The organism is Rhodococcus sp. CH91 (assembly GCF_022554085.1).
GTDB lineage: Bacteria > Actinomycetota > Actinomycetes > Mycobacteriales > Mycobacteriaceae > Rhodococcus.
In genome coordinates this window covers 147,718-166,016 of the sequence record NZ_JAKFYR010000005.1, presented here as the reverse complement: position 1 = coordinate 166,016, position 18,299 = coordinate 147,718, and the positions used below count along the sequence as shown (strand labels likewise).

Sequence of the window (18,299 nt, the reverse complement as noted above, 5' to 3'; positions counted from 1 at the left end):
GGTGGGTTAAACTCCCTCGCGTGCAGAACCGCCACGAGCTGATGCTCACCCGACGCCGCGCAGTCGATCTGTGCCGCCTCGGTGGCTGCTGTTGTCCCTGCTGCTGAACGTATCGGCGGGCTCGTCCCGATCCGGCGCGGATTCCTTCGCCGTTCACCTGTGCGTCACACCGCGGTCGTCCTTCCGCCCAGCGCATCAGATTCCAGCAGGAGCTCTCCTATGTCCGTCTCCACTCGCGACACAGTCGGCCCACAGGTCGACGTGCGTGGCCCCCGTTTCGCGGCGTGGATCACCACCGGCATCCTGGTCGCCGTCCTGATCCTCACCGCATTCTCTCCCGTCGCCGCGGCCGCACTCCTGGCCCTGCAGACGATCGTGTTCGCACTCGGAGCACTCCTCGGGCCCCGGCGTAGTCCCTACGGAACACTCTTCGCGCAGTTCGTCGCGCCCCGGCTCGGCGCTCCTGCCGAGACCGAGCCCGTCGCGCCGCTGCGGTTCGCGCAACTGGTCGGCTTCGTCTTCGCTCTCGTCGGCACGGCGTCGTTCTTCGCCGGCTCGACCGTCGTGGGCTCTGTGGCGACGGGTTTCGCCCTGTTCGCAGCACTGATGAACGCCGCCTTCGGCGTCTGTCTCGGTTGCCGGCTCTACCCGCTCGTCGCGCGTATGCGTCGCGCGACCGCCTGATCCACCCTCCTCGGCCACGACGTACGCGGCCACGACGAAGACCATCGTCCGGAGCGCGGCTCCGCGATGTCACGCAGCGAAGCTCACCCCGATCGCTCACGAACTCTTCACGCACTCACAGACGAGATCTCTCATGAAAGGAACACCTATGGCTCGCTCCGATGTCCTGGTCTCCGCCGACTGGGCAGAACAGAACCTCGATGCCCCGAAGACCGTATTCGTCGAGGTCGACGAGGACACCAGCGCCTACGACGGAGGCCACATCGACGGTGCCGTCAAGCTCGACTGGCGCAAGGACCTGCAGGACGGCGTCCGTCGCGACTTCCTGAACCGTGAGCAGTTCTCCGAGCTGCTGTCGCGCAAGGGCATCGCGAACGACGACACCGTCGTGCTCTACGGCGGCAACAACAACTGGTTCGCGGCCTACGCCTACTGGTACTTCAAGCTGTACGGGCACCAGGACGTCAAGCTCCTCGACGGTGGCCGGAAGAAGTGGGAACTCGACGGACGTCCCCTGTCGAAGGACGAGGTCACCCGCCCGGCCACCGAGTACAAGGCCGCCGAGCCCGACTACTCGATCCGCGCTTTCCGCGACGAGGTGATCGCCTCGATCGGCACCAAGAACATCGTCGACGTCCGTTCGCCCGACGAATTCTCCGGCAAGATCCTCGCTCCGGCCCATCTGCCCCAGGAACAGGCCCAGCAGCGCGGCCACGTCCCCGGTGCGATCAACATCCCGTGGAGCACCACCGCCAACGAGGACGGCACCTTCAAGTCGGACGAGGACCTCGAGAAGCTCTACGCCGAGAAGGGTTTCGACGACGGCAAGGAGACCATCGCCTACTGCCGCATCGGGGAGCGCTCGAGCCACACCTGGTTCGTGCTGCAGGAAATCCTCGGCAAGAAGAACGTCAAGAACTACGACGGCAGCTGGGTCGAGTACGGCTCGCTCGTCGGCGCACCGATCGAATTGGAGGTTCACTGAATCATGTGTGGAGCACCCGTCCAGACCCAGACCCTGCCCGCCGGAGTCGACACGGAGAAGGAAACGGTCATCACCGGCCGCGTCCTGAACGCCGACGGTGAGCCCGTGGGCGGCGCCTTCGTGCGTCTCCTCGACGGCACCGACGAGTTCACCGCCGAGGTCGTCGCATCCGCGACCGGCGACTTCCGTTTCTTCGCCGCTCCCGGCGACTGGAAGATCCGTGCGCTCTCGAGCTCCGGTAACGGCACCTCGACCGTGAGCCCCACGGCTCCCGGCGTCCACAATGTGGACGTGACGGTCGCGAAGTAGCACGAGCGTTCGTCCCTGTTCCCGCAGGGCCGACGTCGACGAAGGGCTCTGCTCCACCCGGAGCGGAGCCCTTCGTCGTGAACACCCCAGGGGGCGGTCTAGAATGACGGCGTGGTCATCTTCTTCGAAATCCTGCTGGTCCTCGCGGCGGTGCTCATCACCTGGTTCGCGCTCTACACCATCTACCGCGTGGTCTCCGACGGATCGTGACGGGCGACGGATCGGACAGCGCACGGCGCAGTGGCGATGAAGCAATCGCCCGCGCCGCCGAACGCGCTCGCGCCACCGCAGAGCTGAACCTTCCCGTTCTGCCCGGTCTGCCGGGGGCCGAGGACACCGCGAATCTGCGGCTCGGTCCCGATCTGAATCCCGCCCTTCTCGCGCTGCTGCCCCTCGTCGGGGTGTGGCGTGGCGAGGGCGAAGCGAACGACCCCGAGACCGGCGACTATCCCTTCGGTCAGCAGATCGTCGTGGCGCACAACGGCGGACCCTTCCTCGTGTGGGAGGCGCGCTCGTGGCGTCTCGACGAGTCCGGCGCCTACGCGGGCGAGGATCGCCGTGAGAGCGGTTTCTGGCGAGTGTCCGGAACGGGCACGCCCGACAGCGACGATCCCGAGACGCTCGAGCTGCTGTTGACGCACAGCTCCGGTGTGGTCGAGCTGTACTACGGCACCGCCCTCACCCAGTCCTCCTGGGAGCTGGCGACCGATGTGGTCATCCGCAGCACGTCCGGCGAGGTGGTCGGGGGCGCGAAACGTCTCTACGGCATCGTCGAGGGCGGCGATCTGGCCTACGTCGAGGAGCGCGTCACGGCCGACGGCGAACTGCAGCCGCGGATGTCCGCCCGGTTGTCGCGCTACGTCGGCTGACCGGGCGGCTCCGCTCGGTCCTCAGTTCTCCTTCGTTCCCGTCCCGACGGGAGCGTCCGGCTGCTGTGCGTGCGCACCGTTGCCCGGAACCCGGATCGCCTCCGGCTCCCCGTCGTCCCCGTCGTCCTCGGGGATGGCCCTGGTCTGGACCACGACCTCGGGGGCCGGTCGTTCCTGGGCCGCTTCGAGCTCCTCGGCGGACCGCACCTCGGGCCACTGCCGGGTGACCGGCTCGGGTCGCTCGCCGAGGTCCTCCCGGATGCCGCGCACCAGGCTGTACATCATGACGAAGCCCATGACGAAGAACGGCAGCCCCACCACCGTGATGACCTGCTGAAGCGCGTCCAGCCCGTCCTTTCCTGTCGCCACGAGCATGGTCGCGGCGACGAGACCCATGAGCACCGCCCAGAACAGGCGCTGGTGCATCGGGGCCTTGTCCTCGTGTCCTGCGGCCATCATGTCGAGCACCATGGCCGTCGAATCCACCGAGGTCACGAAGAAGATCACCACGAGCAGGATCGCGATGCCGGACACCAGGCCGGCGAGCGGGAAGTTGCCGAGGAACTCGAACAGGGCCCCCGGGATGTCGCCGTCGTCCACGACCCGTTCGACGAGACCCCCTCCGCCCTCGAGTTCGATGTGGAAGGCGCCCATCCCGAAGATGCTGAACCAGATCACCGAGAACAGCACGGGCAGCCCGAGGACGCCGCCGATGAATTCACGCACGGTCCGTCCCCGGGAGATGCGGGCGATGAAGATGCCCACGAAGGGCGACCAGGTGATGGTCCAGGCCCAGTAGAAGACCGTCCAGGTGTTCTGCCAGCCGGAGTCGGCGAAGGTGTCGTTCCAGAACGCCAGTCGCGGCAGTGCTTCGGCGTAGATCCCCGCCGACTCGATCATGCCCTTGAGCAGGTACAGACTCGGGCCGGTGACGAGCACGAAGACCAGCAGCATCACGGCCATGCCGATATTGAGATTGGACAGCCGCTTGATGCCCTTGTCGAGGCCCAGCGCAACGGACACACCGGCCATCACCGTCACGATCGCGATGAGCGCGATCTGGGTGATCCCGGATTCCTGGATGCCGAACAGCTGCGCGAGACCCGCGTTGATCTGCAGGGTGCCCAGCCCGACCGAGGTGGCGACGCCGAAGACCGTGCCGATGATCGCGACGACGTCGATGGTCTTGCCGATCGGACCGTAGATGCGGCCGCCGAGCAGGGGCGCGAAGATCGAGCTGACCCGCGGAGGCAGCCGCCGCTTGTAGATGAAGTACCCGAAGCACAGCCCGGGAAGCGCGAAGATCGTCCAGGTGTGCAGCCCGAAGTGGTAGAGCGCGAAGCCCATCGCCCCTTCGGCGGCCTCGACGGACTGCGGTTCGACGTCCTGCATCGGGGGGTTCGCGAAGTGCGAGATCGGCTCGGCGACGCCCCAGAACATGAGGATGGTGCCGATACCCGCCGCGAACAGCATCGAGAACCAGGCGAGGTTCGAGTGCTCGGGACGCTCGTCGTCGCCGCCGAGGCGCACCCGGCCGTAGTGGGTGAACGCGATGCCCACGAGGAACAGCAGGAAGGTGGTGACCCCGAGGATGTAGAACCATCCGAGGTTGGTCATGATCCAGCCCGATGCGGCGCTGAAGATCGAATCGACGCTGTCCGTGAACAGGATGGTCACCACGACGAACAGCAGCGCGATGAGCGCGGACGAGAAGAAAACCCCCGGTGACGTGCGTAATCCTAGAGAATCATGAGCTTTTTTCAGTATCGGCACCAGACGGGTGTACCCCGGGTGCGCGCTCCTTCACACCCGAAATGCCCTACTCCTCCGAAAAAGGGGACGACCCCCGAGCCGCATCGCCGCGACGGTCGTACCGTCGGGTGACCCGATCCGGACAGATCGGGAGCTCGGGGGCCGGGTGACTACCTGGGATTCGCCAGCCGCGCGCGGTCGGTGAATTCCGTCGTCGGCAAGCAGCTAGCGGATAGCCACCTCACGCGTCCGAATGTCAATCACTTTCAGACCACCTCCTTCCTCGTGTACCAGCGAAACTACGCTCCGTTCACGGGGTCGGCAACGCATTTTTCTGCACGCGAACAACCAGGTCGGCTGCAGTGTCGCGCGGCAGACGGTGGGTCACCACGACCACGCTGCGACCGGGCTCGACGAGGCCGGCGTCCCGGTCGAGCAGCTGCCTCTGCAGGTGTTCCGCCGTCTCGTCGTCGAGGTGCTCGGTGGGTTCGTCGAGCAGCAGGATCCGTGCCGGAGACGCCAGTGCCCGGGCGAGCAGGATGCGCCGCCGCTGCCCTCCGGAGACCGTGCGGGCACCTGCCCCGAGGACGGTGTCGACCCCTTCGGGGAGACCGTCCACCCACTCCCCCAGGCCCACCGCGTCGAGGAGTGTCCGGGCCTCCTCCGCGTCGATGTCGCCACGTGCCACCCGGAGGTTCTCGAGGATCGAGGTGTCGAAGAGGTGCGCGTCCTCGGCGAAGAATCCGATACGGCGGCGCAGGGCATCGGGCTCGATGTCGGCGAGATCGGTGCCGTCGAGCGTCACTGTCCCGCCGCGCGGGGTGAGCAGGCCCGCCAGGGTCATGAGCAAGGTGGTCTTACCGCTGCCGCTGCCGCCCACGATCGCCACGCGACTTCCGGGAACGAGATCGAGATCCGCCGGTTCCGTGGACGGCCCTCCGGGCCATCCGCTGCGCAGGTCCGCGGCACGCAGCCGTCCGGGGCCATCCGCAGGCTCGGTGCCGTGCGGGCTCGGCCGGTCCGCCCGGTCGAGCAGGTCGACGATGCGGTGCGCCGCCAGCCGGGCCCGGTTGAGTGTCTGCGCCGCGGCCGGGAGAACCGCTGTGGCCTCGAACGCCGAGAGCGGCAGCAGGACGAGGATGCCCAGCGTCGTGGGGCTCATGCTCGCCGGACCGGACCCGAAGACCGTGATGCCGACGAGCAACGCGCCGAGCACGCTCGCGCCGATCGCGAGCGGCGTGGCAGCATCGGCGAACGCCGCGGGAACGGCGGATCGATCCGTCGCGCGCACCGAGGCGACGTTCGCGGCGCGGGCGCGACGTGCGAGTGTCTCCAGCCGGCCCGCGACACGCAGTTCCGCCGCATGGTCCAGGACCGTGACGGAGTCCTCGGTGAAGCGGCTGCGAGCAACACTCGCATCCGCGTCGGCACGAGCAGCGGCGCGGGCGGACAGCCACGGCGCGAGCGCCCCGGCGACGACCAGCGCCACGGCGAGTATCGCCCCGGCCGCCGGAGCGATGACGGTGAGCGTCACGACCGCCGCGAGCGAGAGCACGGCCGCGACGGCGATGGGGACGAGTGCGCGCACCACGACGTCCCCGAGCGCGTCGACGTCGGCGCCGGTGCGGGTGAGCAGGTCACCGCGCCCCAGACCGGCGGCGGCGGCCGGATCACCGTCGGCCAGCCGGCGGTACAGATTCGACCGAGCCGCAGTCATGCCACGTAGCGCCGTCTCGTGCGTCGCCAACCGTTCGACATAGCGGAACAGGCCCCGGGAGATGCCCAGCGCCCGCACCGCAACGACGGCGACGGTCAGGTCGAGCACGGGCGGCATCTCCCAGGCCCGCACGATGAGCCAGGCCGACAGTCCCGCGAGCAACAGGGCGCTCCCCAGGGTCGCGACCCCGGCGACGACCGCGAGGAACACCCGCCGGGGTTCGAGCTCGAGAAGGGCCATCGCCCGTCGCAGGTCCCTCATCGGAGGGTCTCCGCGTTCCGTACGCCGTGAACGGTGACGACCGTGTCCGCGACCGCCAGCAGCGTGGGCCGGTGCGCGACGACGACCACCGTCCGCCCGGCGCGGGCAAGATCGCGCAAGGTGTCCAGGACGGTGGCTTCGGCCTCCTCGTCGAGGTGCGCGGTGGGTTCGTCGAGCAGCAGCACGGGTCGCGGGGAAGCGAGAGTACGGGTGAGCGCGAGTCGCTGCCGCTGGCCGAGCGACAGGCCGGTGCCGCCGGCACCGACGACGGTGTTCCAGCCGTCCGGGAGTTCGTCGAGCACGCTGTCGAAGCCGGTGGCCGTGCAGACCTCGCCGAGTCCGGATACCGCCGGGTCGACGCCCGTCAGCCGCAGGTTGTCGGCGAGTGTGCCGGGGAGCAGTACGGGACGTTGCGGGAGCCAGGCCACCTGCGACCACCACTGCTCGTCACCCGACACCGGCCGGCCGTTCACGGTGATCCGTCCCTCGCTCGGCGAGGCGAGTCCGAGCAGTGCCAGCAGAGCGGTCGACTTGCCCGCTCCGTTGGCGCCGGTGAACGCGGTGATCTCGCCGGGGCGGCAGACGGCGTCGAGGCGGTGCGGGGCATCGCCGTCGCGGCCGGGGACGCTCAGCCCGTCGAAGACGATCTCGCACGGCCCGGTCCGGCCGGAGGCGGATGCGCCCGCGGGATCGTGCTGTGGCTGCGTGTCACGCGGAACCGTGTCGAGCACCGCGAAAGCCTTTCCGGCGGCGGCCGCTCCGTCCTCCGCAGCATGGAATTTGGCGCCGACGGTGCGCAACGGAAGGTACGCCTCCGGCGCCAGGATCAAGGCGATGATGCCGGCTTCGAGCGGCATCGAGCCGTACACCAGCCGCATGCCGATACTCACCGCGACCAGCGCAACCGACAGTGTGGCAAGGAATTCGAGCACGGTGCCGGAGAGGAACGCGACCCTCAGCGCGGACATGGTGGTCGTCCGGTGACTGTCGCCCAGTTGGCGCACCCGCTCGGCCGGGCCTTTCTCCCGTCCCAGCGCGCGCAGCGTCGGGAGCCCCGCGATGAGATCCAGCAGTTGCGACGAGAGGGTGGTCATCGCCCGGAGCGTGCGATCGGCTTTGCCCTTGGTGAGCAGGCCGATGAGGATCATGAAGATCGGGATGAGCGGCAAGGTGACGAGGATGATGACCGCCGACGTGAGGTCGTGCAGTGCGATCACCACGATCGTCACCGGGGTGAGGATCACCGCCAGCAGCAGCGCCGGCAGGTAACCGGTGAGATATTCCTTCAGCCCGTCGAGTCCGCGAGTGAGGACGACCGCGATCTCGTCGCGCCGCGGGTCGAGCTCCCTCGGCGGAAGGTCCGCTGCCGCATCGAGTACTTCGTGCTCGAGTTCGGTGATGACACGCGTGGCGGATCGGTGGGCGTATCGCGACTGCAGCCAGGTCACCACGACCCGCACGACGATTGCCGCGGCCAGCACCGACAGTTCGGTCGTCCAGTCGCCGATCGAGCGGGCATCGGTGGTGATGACACCCGCGAGCACCCGGCCGATCATGAGCGCGGTGACGACGACCATCACGACGTCGACCACCGAGGTGAGCACCGTCAGGACGAGATAGCCGCGTGCTGCGGCCGAATAACGCCACAACCGCGGGTCGACCGGCCCCCGCCGGCGCCGGGATGCGTCGGCGGGGGTTGCGGGCGTTGCAGTGGCCGGGGCGGCAGGCCGTGCAGCGGTCACTTCGAGCCGATCTTCAGACCGATCGAGGGCGGGATGTGGTCGGTCGAGATGCGCTGGCGGAACACCCAGTACGTCCAGCCCTGGTAGATCAGGACGACGGGCGTCATGATCGCCGCCGCCCACGTCATGATCTTCAGGGTGTACGGGCTCGACGAGGCGTTCTCGATGGTGAGCGACCATGCCGGGTCGAGAGTCGAGGGCATGACGTTCGGGAACAACGAGGCGAACAGCAGCACCACGGTCGCGGCGATCGCCACGGTGGTGAACAGGAACGCCCAGCCCTCTCGCTCGACGGCGGTCAGCGCGACCACCGCGATCAGCGCGACCGCTGCCACGGCGGCGAGGATCAGCGTCCACTGCTTGCCGTAGGCGTACTGGGTCCACGCGACGAAGGCGCCCGCCACGACGACCGTGGGAACGGACAGTTTCCGGGCCAGGGCGACCGATTCGGTCCGGACCGTCCCGTCGGTCTTGAGGGCGAGGAAGACCGCGCCGTGCAGGGCGAAGACGAGCGCCGTCGTCACACCACCGAGGAGGGCGTACGGGTTCAGCAGGTCGAAGAAGCCGCCGACGTACTGCTTGTCGGCGTCGATGGCGACTCCGCGCACGATGTTCGCGAAGGCCACACCCCACAGCACCGCGGGCACCCACGACCCGAAGATGATTCCCCAGTCGCAGCGGCGACGCCAGGTCGGATCGTCGATCTTCCCGCGCCATTCGATCGCGCACACTCGCAGGATCAGGGCCAGCAGGATCAGCAGCAGCGGGATGTAGAAACCGGAGAAGAGGGTCGCGTACCACTCGGGGAACGCCGCGAACAGCGCACCACCCGCGGTGATGAGCCACACCTCGTTACCGTCCCAGACCGGACCGATCGTGTTGAGCAACACCCGGCGACGGGTGTCGGCCTCCTCGGTCCGGCCCCGGCCCAGGACCGAGAAGTGCATACCGACACCGAAATCGAATCCTTCGAGCACGAAGTATCCGGTGAACAGAACTGCGATGAGGATGAACCAGAGTTCTTGAAGTCCCATGTCCGCCCACTCCTAGTACGCGAAGGACAGCTGTTTCGGCTGCGTGTCGTCGGTGTCGTCGTCATCGCCGGAGCCCGGGGGTTGTGCGTCGTGGGGTTGCGGGCCCTGCATGGCGTACTTGCGGATGAGCCAGAACCACACGACTCCGAGCGCCGCGTACACGAGGGTGAACGCGATCAGGGAGGCGAGGACGGTCCCCGGCGCCTGGTCGGACACGCCCTGGTCGACGGTGAGCCGGATCAGGTCCACGCCGGTCGGGTTGGGATGCACCACCCACGGCTGGCGGCCCATCTCCGTGAAGATCCATCCGGCGCTGTTGGCCAGGAAGGGCGTGGGTATCGCGATGAGCGACAACCACGAGAACCATTTCTGATCGGGCACCCGGCCACGGCGGGTGACCCACAGCCCGGCGACGGCGAGCGCTGCGGATCCGGCTGCGAGGCCGATCATCGCGCGGAAGGACCAATAGGTCACGAACAGGTTGGGCTTGTAGTTGCCCGGGCCGAATTCCTGCTCGTACTGCGCCTGGAGGTCCTCGACGCCCTGGAGCGTCACGCCGCTGAACTCCCCCTCCGCGAGATACGGGAGCACGTAGGGCACTTCGAGGACGTGGATGACGCCGTCGCAGTCGTTGTGCGTGCCGATCGTGAGGATCGAGAAGTTCGGGTCGGTCTCCGTGTGACACAGCGACTCGGCGGATGCCATCTTCATCGGTTGCTGCTCGAACATGAGCTTGGCCTGGATGTCGCCCGTCACGAACAGGGCCACGCCGGAGATGAGCATCACCATCAGACCGAGCCGGGTCGCGGGGCGGAACAGTCCACGCGCGTCCTTCTCGAGTTGCTGCGCTTCTTCGGGTTCGGAGTTCCGGATCTTCGCGGCACGGCGCATGTTGCGCACCATCCACCAGCCGCCGATGCCCGCCACGAAGGTCGCGGCGGTCAGGAAACCACCTGCCACCGCATGCGGGAAGGCCGCCAGTGCGGTGTTGTTGGTGAGCAGCGCCCAGATGCTCGACAGTTCGGCTCGCCCGGTCTCGGGGTTGTAGACCGCACCGACGGGATGCTGCATGAAGGAGTTGGCCGCGATGATGAAGTAGGCCGACGCGTTCACCCCGATCGCGACGAGCCAGATGGTCGCCAGGTGAACGATTTTCGGCAGTCGTGTCCACCCGAAGATCCACAATCCGAGGAAGGTGGACTCCAGGAAGAAGGCGACGAGCCCTTCGAGTGCGAGGGGGGCCCCGAAGACGTCCCCGACGAAGCGCGAGTACTCGCTCCAGTTCATGCCGAACTGGAACTCCTGCACGATGCCCGTCGCGACGCCGAGCGCGAAGTTGATCAGGAACATCTTCCCGAAGAACTTCGTCAGCCGGTACCAGTGGTCCTTGCCGGTGGCCACCCACATCGTCTGCATGATCGCGACGAGCGGCGCGAGGCCGATCGTCAGGGGCACGAAGATGAAGTGATACACCGTCGTGATCCCGAACTGCCACCGGGACAGATCCAAGACGTCCATTGCCACTCCGAGGTGAGGCCCGAGTTCAGGCGGAATCCGAAGCGTGGGCCGGCGCTGCGGTTCTCGTTCGCAAAAGTCACGCCGGTATCGCCGCACCGGCTTGCCTACTACCGAATGTAGTAGCCAATGCGCGGCACAGGGTACGTTCGTGTCGCCCGACACATCGGATGCGCGTCACACAGGGCAGGTGCGCATCACTACCAGGGTAGGTCCGCTCGGCAGCTCACGAAGCGGCTTGGACCGCCTCGCTCACGAGGTTCTCGATGTCGCCTTCCGCGACGCGCGACACCAAGGTGTGCCCGTCGAGGGTGTGCACGCGTGCCGCCAGTGCCACGCTGGAGATCAGCCAGAGCCCGTCGGCGACGACGAGGTCCGCCGGGCGCAACGGCTCGTACCGGACCGCGAAATCCCGCTCACCGGCCAGATCGAACAGTGCCTGCTGCGTGGTGCCCGGAAGGATGCCCTGCTCGGGGGGCGGAGTCACGAGTGTGCGGCCGCGAGCGATCAGCACCGTCGACCGCGGCCCTTCCAGGACGTACCCCTCGGAGCTGATGTAGATCACGTCGTCCGCGCCCACCGACTCGGCATGACGCAAGGCCGCCATGTTCGTCGCATACGAGAGCGTCTTGGCCCCCAGCAGCTGCCAGGGTGCCTTGCGCGCGAGGTCGACGGAGAAACCCCGCTCCAGGGTCACGACCGACACACCCTCGCGCCGGGCCGTCTCCACCCGCTCGGCGACCGGTGTCACGAGCAGGAAGGCCGTCGGTGTATCGCTGCCCTCACGACCGCGCGTGTAGACCAGCCGCAGGGCACCCTCCCGCTCGGCGCCCCACTTCTCCAGCGCGACGTCGACGGCGAGGCGCCAGTCGTCGCGATCGGGCTCGGGCAGCTGCGCCGCCGCCGCGGATGCGGCGAGACGGGCGAGATGCAGTTCGAGGGCACACGCCCGGCCGTCGCGGACGAGCAGCGTCTCGAAGACCCCGTCCCCGCGAAGAACACCGAAATCGTCGGCGTGCAGGAGGGGTGCATCCGCATCCCTCACCTCACCGTCCAGCGTCACCAGCACCCGCTCTGCCATGACGGTCAGCCTAGCCACTGACGGACCGCCCGGCCCGTTCCCCATAGACTGGTGTCGTGACCGAGTCTCCGATCGTGTCCGAAAGCGCCCTGCTCGCTCTTCCCGACGCCGTCGCCTCACCTGCCGGCGGCCCCGACGCCGGACTGCCCTGGCATTACGGCGACCCCCTCGGCGAACAGCGTGCCGCCTCCACCGGAGCCGCCGTGGTGGACCGGTCCACCCGGTTCGTCATCCGGATCTCCGGCGACGAACGGCTGAGCTGGCTGCACACCATCTCCAGTCAGCACGTCTCGACGCTCCCCGAGGGCACCTCCGCCGAGAATCTCGGCCTCGACGCGAACGGCCGCGTCGAGCACCACTTCGTGCAGACCGATCTCGACGGCGTGACCTGGATCGACACCGAGGCGAGCCGCGGACCCGAACTGCTCGCCTTCCTGCAGAAGATGGTGTTCTGGGCGAAGGCCGAACCCCGCGACGGCAACGAACTCGCGGTGCTGAGCCTGCTGGGACCCGAGGTGGACCGCCCGGCCGTCCTGTCCGTCCTCGGCCTGGACTCGCTGCCGGCCGAGATCTATGCGGCCGTCGCCCTGCCCTCCGGTGGGTTCGTGCGACGGATGCCGTGGCCCACCGACCATTCCTTCGACCTCCTGATCCCACGCGAGGCGCTCACCGCGACCGTCACCGCCCTGATCGAGGCGGGGGTGCGGCCCGCCGGGAGCTGGGCCTTCGAAGCATTGCGAGTCGAAGCGCTACGTCCCCGGATCGGCGTGGACACCGACGAGCGCACCATCCCGCACGAGGCCCGCTGGATCGGCAGCCGCGAGCAGCACGGTGCCGTACACCTGGACAAGGGGTGCTATCGCGGTCAGGAGACCGTCGCCCGGGTCCACAATCTCGGCAAGCCTCCGCGCCGGCTCGTCCTGGTGCACCTGGACGGCTCGGCCGACGGGCGACCGGAGACCGGAGACGACATCACCGCCGGGGGACGTCCCGTGGGGCGCATCGGTACGGTCGTCGACCACTACGAACTCGGCCCGGTCGCACTCGCGCTCGTCAAACGCACGATCACCCCGGACACCGCGCTCGTCGCCGGCCCCTGCGCCGCGTCCATCGATCCCGACTCCATCCCTCCGGACGACGGGATCCAGGCAGGAAGGGCGGCGGTCGAGCGATTGCGCGGCCGGTGACGGCGACCGTTCCGGGCGCCGTCGCGGCGGTGTGTGTCGTGCACACGCTGCACGAGACGGGATTGCGGCGCAATCCCGTCACCGCGATCGACAAGCGCCCCGTGGACGGGCCGGTTCGCGTGTCCGAACTCGGACTCGCCGGAGACCGTCAGTGCGACACCGCCAACCACGGAGGCCGCTACAAGGCCGTCTACGCCTATTCACAGGCCGAAGCACAGCGCTGGGGCACCGAACTCGGTCGCGAACTTCCCATCGGCTGGTTCGGCGAGAATCTGCACGTCACCGGGTTCTCCCCCACCGACGCAGTGGTCGGTGAGCGTTGGCGCGTCGGCGAGGGCGGACTCGTGCTCGAGGTGACCGGACCACGCACCCCCTGCCGCACCTTCGCGAACCGGTCGAACGAATCGGACTGGGCGTCGCGCTTCGTTGCGCGTGGCGACTGCGGCGCGTATCTGAAGGTGATCACCGAGGGGCCGGTACAGGCCGGCGACAGGATCGTCGTCGAGCACGTTCCCGGCCACGGGGCCACGGTGCGGGATCTGTTCGCCGGGCGTGGGCACGAGCGGATCTCCGCCATGCTCGGGCAGCAATCGGATCTCGCTCCCAGCGTCGCCGACAAGGCCCGGCGCATCGTGGAGCGGGCACGGAAGGGAGAGGTCCGTTGAGCGTCGAACTGGTCGAGGTCGTGCGATCGGGTTTCCGGGAGTGCGTCCACCGCGGGTCGCTGATCGTCCTGGCCCCCGACGGCGAGGTCCTGATTTCGCTCGGCGAGGTGCACACCCCCGTCTATCCGCGTTCGTCGAACAAGCCCCTGCAGGCCGTCGCCTTGCTGCGCGCCGGCTTCGTCCCCCGCGACACGGCCGAACTGGCGATCGCGACGGCGTCGCACGAGGGGGAAGCCGACCACGTGGAGGCCGTCGAACGCGTCCTCTCGGATGCCGGGTTCACAGATGAGGATCTGCGCTGCCCGGCGGATCTCCCCGGCAACGAACTCGCGCGCGCCGAACTGCTCGCGGCCGGACGTCCACCGCGACCGATCTACATGAACTGTTCGGGCAAACATGCGGCCATGCTCGCGACCTGTGCGGTCAACGGCTGGGAGACCGACGGCTATCTCGACGCGGGCCACCCCCTGCAACGCACGGTGACCGAGACGATCCTCGAACTGACCGGCGACATCGAGGACACCGATCTCGGCATCGACGGGTGCGGGCTGCCGATCGTGCCGATCCCCCTGTTCAACCTGGCCCGCGCCTACTCGCGCCTGGTCACCGCCGAAGCCGGCACACCTGAACGAGCCGTGGCCGATGCGGTGCGGGAACATCCCTTCCTGATCTCCGGCACCGGCAAGGACGACCTGAAGCTGATGCGCGCGGTGAACGGTCTGCTGTGCAAGGCGGGTGCCGACGGAGTTCACGCCGGAGCGCTGCCCGACGGCACCTCCTTCGCGTTCAAGATCGACGACGGGCACGAGCGAGCGCGTCTTCCGCTCACCGCGACTCTGCTCCACCGGCTCGCCGCCGGTCCCGCCTCGAACTCCACGACCTTCGATACCGAACGCCTCGCGGTCCTCTCGTGCGCGCCGGTGTTGGGTGGGGGCGTGCGCGTGGGCACCGTCCGGGCTGTCCCGGGGGTGTTCTGAGGGGCATCTTTATCACATTCCTACCGCATTCGCGCAGGTCGGGTCGTTATGAGGCGTAACGGACACCGGCCTACCCGGACGTGTGGAGGCGGAACCGAACTTTCCACGCTAAAGTGGGCTCCAGGAAAATACTCAACACACCGGGGCCGCCACTTTTCCCCAGGCCGCCCCGTCAAAGCGCGAGGGGGTTGGCCATGGGCCGCGGCCGGGCTAAGGCAAAGCAGACCAAGGTTGCACGGCAACTCAAGTACAGCTCGCCGTCCACCGACTTCGAGAGCCTCCAGCGAGAGCTGTCTGGCGGAGTAACCAACTCGCAGCGGGACGAAGTCTTCGCCGAGCAACGTTCCGGATGGGACGACGACTACGACGACGACTGGCGTCGCTGACCTACATTCCTCACCCGGCGGAGGGGGATGCCGAGAAATCGGCTCCCCCTCCGCCGGTGATGTGGTCGGCGTTCGCCACGAGGCCGGACAGCTCTCGGCGTTGTTCGCGACCTTCGAGCCTGTAACACGGCAGCCGGTGATACAGCAGAACAGCCGAAAGGCCGGTTCCCCCACTCTCACTGGGGGAACCGGCCTTTCGTCGTGTCGTGTCCGGGCGCCGGCGCGTCAGAATCGGGGATGATCTCCGAGCAGCACGGCACGCTCGTCGCCGCCGTCCTGCGCCTTGCGGACCGTGCCCAGCGTCCAGCAGTCGATGTGACGGGCCGTGAGCACCGCCAGTGCCCGGTCGACGTCCTCGGGAGCCACGATGGCCACCATCCCGACGCCCATGTTGAAGGTCTTCTCCATCTCGACCCGCTCGACGCGGCCGCGCTGCGCGATGAGCCCGAACACCGGAGCCGGGCTCCACGTGGTGCGATCGAGTTCGGCGACGAGTCCCTTGGGCATGACCCGCGCGAGGTTGGCGGCCAGACCGCCACCGGTGACGTGGCAGAACGTCCGCACCTCGGTCTCCGCGGCCAGCGCGAGGCAGTCCTTGGCGTAGATGCGGGTCGGCTCGAGCAGTTCCTCACCGAGCGTGCGACCGAATTCGTCGACGTGGGCCGTCAGGCTCATCTTGCCGATGTCGAGCAGCACCGTGCGGGCGAGCGAGTAGCCGTTCGAGTGGAGACCCGACGAGCCCATCGCGATCACGACGTCGCCGGGACGCACGCGATCGGGGCCGAGCAACTTCTCCGCCTCGACGACCCCCACGCCGGTCGCGGACAGGTCGTAGTCGTCCGCCGCCATCACACCGGGATGCTCTGCGGTCTCGCCGCCGAGGAGCGCGCAACCGGCCTGGACACAACCCTCGGCGATACCCGCGACGATCTCCGCGACCCGCTCGGGCACCACGCGGCCGACGGCGATGTAGTCCTGCAGGAAGAGCGGTTCGGCTCCGCAGACGACGAGGTCGTCGACGACCATCGCGACGAGGTCGAGACCGACGGTGTCGTGCTTGTCGAGCGCCTGCGCCACCGCGAGTTTGGTACCCACACCGTCGGTGGACGCCGCGAGCAACGGCTCCTTGTATCCGTCCTTGAGAGCGAACAGACCGGCGAACCCTCCCAGGCCGCCCATGACCTCCGGGCGGGTGGCCCTCTTCGCGTGCGGGGCGAACAGTTCGACGGCTCGGTCACCGGCCTCGATGTCCACGCCCGCCGCGGCGTAGGAAGCTCCGGGGGTTGCGTCCTCGGTCATGAGTTGTCGGCTCCAGCCTCGAGTTGTGTCTTGTCGTGAATGTTGGCTATCTCGCGCGTCCGGCACCTGTGTCCGGGCATGCGAAACGCACGCCGAACGGTGTCGGCCGCGGCACTTACGGTACCCGACCAGCTTCTACGGCCGACTGAGAACATCCGCGTTGTCGTTGTCCAGCACCGTCGGCGTGGGGGAATCGGTATCGACGACGCCCCCCGCGCGAGTGCCGACGACACTCTCGAGGACGTTCTTGCCCACGGCATGCTCGGTCGGCAGCTCGATCGGATAGTGACCGTCGAAACACGCGGCACACAGTCGCGATGCGGGCTGTTCGGTCGCGCCGATCATCCCGTCGGTCGAGATGTATCCGAGCGAGTCGGCACCGATGGAACGGCGCACCGTCTCGACCATCTCGTCGTAATCGTGTCCGTCACCGTCGTGGTCGCGGGTGCCCGCACCGTTGGCGATCAGCTCGGCCGGCGACGCGAAGTCGATGCCGTAGAAGCACGGCCATTTGACCGGCGGAGACGCGATACGCACGTGGATCTCGAGAGCGCCGGCCTCGCGCAACATCCGGATCAGGGCACGCTGGGTGTTGCCGCGCACGATCGAGTCGTCCACGACCACCAGTCGCTTACCGCGGATCACCTCGCGCAGCGGATTGAGCTTCAGGCGGATACCGAGCTGCCGGATCGTCTGGCTCGGCTGGATGAAGGTGCGGCCCACATAGGCGTTCTTCATCAGGCCCTGCCCGTACGGGAGACCCGATCCCTGGGCGTACCCCACGGCGGCCGGGGTGCCCGACTCGGGCACCGGGATGACGAGATCGGCGTCGACGGGATGTTCCTTCGCGAGCCTGCGGCCGATCTCGACGCGGGTCGCGTGCACCGAACGACCGGCGATGGTCGAATCCGGACGAGCCAGGTAGACGTACTCGAAGACGCAGCCCTTGGGCTCGGGGTTGGCGAATCGCGACGAGCGCACACCGTTCGCGTCGATCGCCAGCAGTTCGCCGGGTTCGATGTCGCGGACGAAGGAGGCGCCGACGATGTCGAGGGCCGCGGTCTCGCTCGCGACCACCCAGCCGCGATCGAGGCGCCCGAGGCACAACGGCCGGATGCCCCACGGATCGCGAGCAGCGTAGAGGGTGTGCTCGTCCATGAAGGTCAGGCAGAACGCGCCGCGAAGCTGCGGGAGCAGCTCCATCGCGGCCTCTTCGATCGTGCTGTTCTCGGCACCGTGGGCGAGCAGCGCACCGATGGTGTCGGAGTCCGAGGTCGCCGCACCGGGACGGGTGGGGTCGAGCACACCGAGGCGGCGTCCGCGCTCGGCGAGTTCGGCGGTGTTCACGAGATTGCCGTTGTGGCCGAGCGCCACTCCCGAACCCGACGCGGTGGTGCGGAAGATCGGCTGTGCGTTCTCCCAGGTGGTGGACCCGGTGGTGGAGTAGCGGCAGTGGCCGACGGCGATGTGACCGGTCATCGCGGCGAGGGTCTGCTCGTCGAACACCTGGCTCACGAGACCGAGATCCTTGAACACGAGCACCTGCGAGCCGTCCGCCACGGCGATGCCCGCAGCCTCCTGCCCTCGGTGCTGCAGCGCATAGAGGCCGTAATATGTGAGCTTGGACACGTCCTCACCGGGAGCCCACACTCCGAACACCCCGCACTCTTCGCGCGGTTCGTTCTCGGGTTCGGTCGAAGCGAGAAGATTACGTGTGTGGACCGACAGATCGGCACTGGTCACGGACGTGCTCCCTGGGGCTGGACAAGCGGGGCCTTCCTCATTCTACGGCCAGCGCGGGCGGCTTCCGCCCACACGCCCGGACCCGAGGCGCCC

At 68.1% G+C, this 18,299-nt stretch carries 17 protein-coding genes; 9 read left to right on the top strand and 8 right to left on the bottom strand.

The annotated features are described in order from the left end of the window. Positions 1-20: 20 nt before the first annotated feature. From MOM01_RS23425 to MOM01_RS11880, 5 genes are all read left to right on the top strand, one after another. Entirely contained in the window at positions 21-107 is an 87-nt protein-coding gene (locus MOM01_RS23425; RefSeq protein ID WP_374112298.1) for a putative leader peptide, read from the top strand. 112 nt (positions 108-219) lie between these two features. Then, positions 220-684: a DUF4395 domain-containing protein gene (locus tag MOM01_RS11895; protein WP_241385643.1), complete on the top strand. Its 465-nt coding sequence runs from the start codon at positions 220-222 to the stop codon at positions 682-684. Positions 685-832: 148 nt separating this feature from the next. Further along, the gene (locus tag MOM01_RS11890; protein WP_241385642.1) at positions 833-1,669 is read left to right on the top strand and encodes a sulfurtransferase; all 837 of its coding nucleotides are present in this window, start codon (positions 833-835) and stop codon (positions 1,667-1,669) included. Positions 1,670-1,672: 3 nt separating this feature from the next. Continuing rightward, on the top strand, positions 1,673-1,978 hold the full coding sequence (locus tag MOM01_RS11885) for a DUF1416 domain-containing protein (RefSeq protein WP_006551801.1): 306 nt from the start codon (positions 1,673-1,675) through the stop codon (positions 1,976-1,978). A 206-nt stretch (positions 1,979-2,184) separates the two neighbouring features. Then, positions 2,185-2,847, top strand: a complete 663-nt coding sequence (locus tag MOM01_RS11880) for an FABP family protein (RefSeq protein ID WP_241385641.1) — start codon at positions 2,185-2,187, stop codon at positions 2,845-2,847. 21 nt (positions 2,848-2,868) lie between these two features. Here MOM01_RS11880 and MOM01_RS11875 read toward each other — a convergent pair whose 3' ends face one another. The 6 genes from MOM01_RS11875 to MOM01_RS11850 form a co-directional block, all read right to left on the bottom strand. Further along, positions 2,869-4,614, bottom strand: coding sequence for a BCCT family transporter (locus tag MOM01_RS11875; protein ID WP_241385831.1), 1,746 nt, complete (start codon positions 4,612-4,614; stop codon positions 2,869-2,871). Positions 4,615-4,909: 295 nt separating this feature from the next. Beyond that, positions 4,910-6,577 (bottom strand): thiol reductant ABC exporter subunit CydC, encoded by a 1,668-nt coding sequence (gene cydC, locus MOM01_RS11870; protein ID WP_241385640.1) that lies wholly within the window; start codon positions 6,575-6,577, stop codon positions 4,910-4,912. Continuing rightward, entirely contained in the window at positions 6,574-8,319 is a 1,746-nt protein-coding gene (cydD, locus tag MOM01_RS11865; protein ID WP_241385639.1) for a thiol reductant ABC exporter subunit CydD, read from the bottom strand. Before cydD ends, cydC begins: the two co-directional genes overlap by 4 nt. Beyond that, a complete protein-coding gene (cydB, locus tag MOM01_RS11860; protein WP_241385638.1) occupies positions 8,316-9,353 on the bottom strand; it encodes a cytochrome d ubiquinol oxidase subunit II in 1,038 nt (345 codons plus the stop codon). Before cydB ends, cydD begins: the two co-directional genes overlap by 4 nt. 12 nt (positions 9,354-9,365) lie before the next feature. Then, on the bottom strand, positions 9,366-10,871 hold the full coding sequence (locus MOM01_RS11855) for a cytochrome ubiquinol oxidase subunit I (RefSeq protein ID WP_241385637.1): 1,506 nt from the start codon (positions 10,869-10,871) through the stop codon (positions 9,366-9,368). Between the two features lie 223 nt (positions 10,872-11,094). Then, on the bottom strand, positions 11,095-11,949 hold the full coding sequence (locus MOM01_RS11850) for an aminodeoxychorismate lyase (protein ID WP_241385636.1): 855 nt from the start codon (positions 11,947-11,949) through the stop codon (positions 11,095-11,097). A 56-nt stretch (positions 11,950-12,005) separates the two neighbouring features. Between MOM01_RS11850 and ygfZ the strand changes: the two genes are divergently transcribed. From ygfZ to MOM01_RS11830, 4 genes are all read left to right on the top strand, one after another. After that, a complete protein-coding gene (gene ygfZ, locus MOM01_RS11845; RefSeq protein ID WP_241385635.1) occupies positions 12,006-13,136 on the top strand; it encodes a CAF17-like 4Fe-4S cluster assembly/insertion protein YgfZ in 1,131 nt (376 codons plus the stop codon). Next, on the top strand, positions 13,133-13,801 hold the full coding sequence (locus MOM01_RS11840) for an MOSC domain-containing protein (RefSeq protein WP_241385634.1): 669 nt from the start codon (positions 13,133-13,135) through the stop codon (positions 13,799-13,801). Before ygfZ ends, MOM01_RS11840 begins: the two co-directional genes overlap by 4 nt. After that, positions 13,798-14,778 carry an asparaginase gene (locus MOM01_RS11835; RefSeq protein WP_241385633.1) on the top strand — a complete coding sequence of 327 codons (981 nt, stop codon included), beginning with the start codon at positions 13,798-13,800 and terminating at the stop codon, positions 14,776-14,778. Before MOM01_RS11840 ends, MOM01_RS11835 begins: the two co-directional genes overlap by 4 nt. Positions 14,779-14,972: 194 nt before the next feature. After that, the gene (locus MOM01_RS11830) at positions 14,973-15,164 is read left to right on the top strand and encodes a DUF3073 domain-containing protein (RefSeq protein WP_241385632.1); all 192 of its coding nucleotides are present in this window, start codon (positions 14,973-14,975) and stop codon (positions 15,162-15,164) included. Between the two features lie 225 nt (positions 15,165-15,389). Here MOM01_RS11830 and purM read toward each other — a convergent pair whose 3' ends face one another. Together purM and purF are read right to left on the bottom strand one after the other, a co-directional pair. After that, positions 15,390-16,463 carry a phosphoribosylformylglycinamidine cyclo-ligase gene (gene purM / locus MOM01_RS11825; protein WP_241385631.1) on the bottom strand — a complete coding sequence of 358 codons (1,074 nt, stop codon included), beginning with the start codon at positions 16,461-16,463 and terminating at the stop codon, positions 15,390-15,392. Between the two features lie 135 nt (positions 16,464-16,598). Continuing rightward, on the bottom strand, positions 16,599-18,206 hold the full coding sequence (purF, locus tag MOM01_RS11820) for an amidophosphoribosyltransferase (protein ID WP_241385630.1): 1,608 nt from the start codon (positions 18,204-18,206) through the stop codon (positions 16,599-16,601). Between the last annotated feature and the right edge of the window lie 93 nt (positions 18,207-18,299).

Excerpts from the sequence above, each read along its gene's own strand:
- MOM01_RS11885 (WP_006551801.1), top strand. The coding sequence starts at position 1,673 with ATGTGTGGAGCACCCGTCCAGACCCAGACCCTGCCCGCCGGAGTCGAC.
- MOM01_RS11830 (WP_241385632.1), top strand. The coding sequence starts at position 14,973 with ATGGGCCGCGGCCGGGCTAAGGCAAAGCAGACCAAGGTTGCACGGCAA.
- MOM01_RS11895 (WP_241385643.1), top strand. The coding sequence starts at position 220 with ATGTCCGTCTCCACTCGCGACACAGTCGGCCCACAGGTCGACGTGCGT.
- MOM01_RS11855 (WP_241385637.1), bottom strand. The coding sequence starts at position 10,871 with ATGGACGTCTTGGATCTGTCCCGGTGGCAGTTCGGGATCACGACGGTG.
- cydB (WP_241385638.1), bottom strand. The coding sequence starts at position 9,353 with ATGGGACTTCAAGAACTCTGGTTCATCCTCATCGCAGTTCTGTTCACC.
- cydC (WP_241385640.1), bottom strand. The coding sequence starts at position 6,577 with ATGAGGGACCTGCGACGGGCGATGGCCCTTCTCGAGCTCGAACCCCGG.
- MOM01_RS11890 (WP_241385642.1), top strand. The coding sequence starts at position 833 with ATGGCTCGCTCCGATGTCCTGGTCTCCGCCGACTGGGCAGAACAGAAC.
- purM (WP_241385631.1), bottom strand. The coding sequence starts at position 16,463 with ATGACCGAGGACGCAACCCCCGGAGCTTCCTACGCCGCGGCGGGCGTG.
- MOM01_RS11850 (WP_241385636.1), bottom strand. The coding sequence starts at position 11,949 with ATGGCAGAGCGGGTGCTGGTGACGCTGGACGGTGAGGTGAGGGATGCG.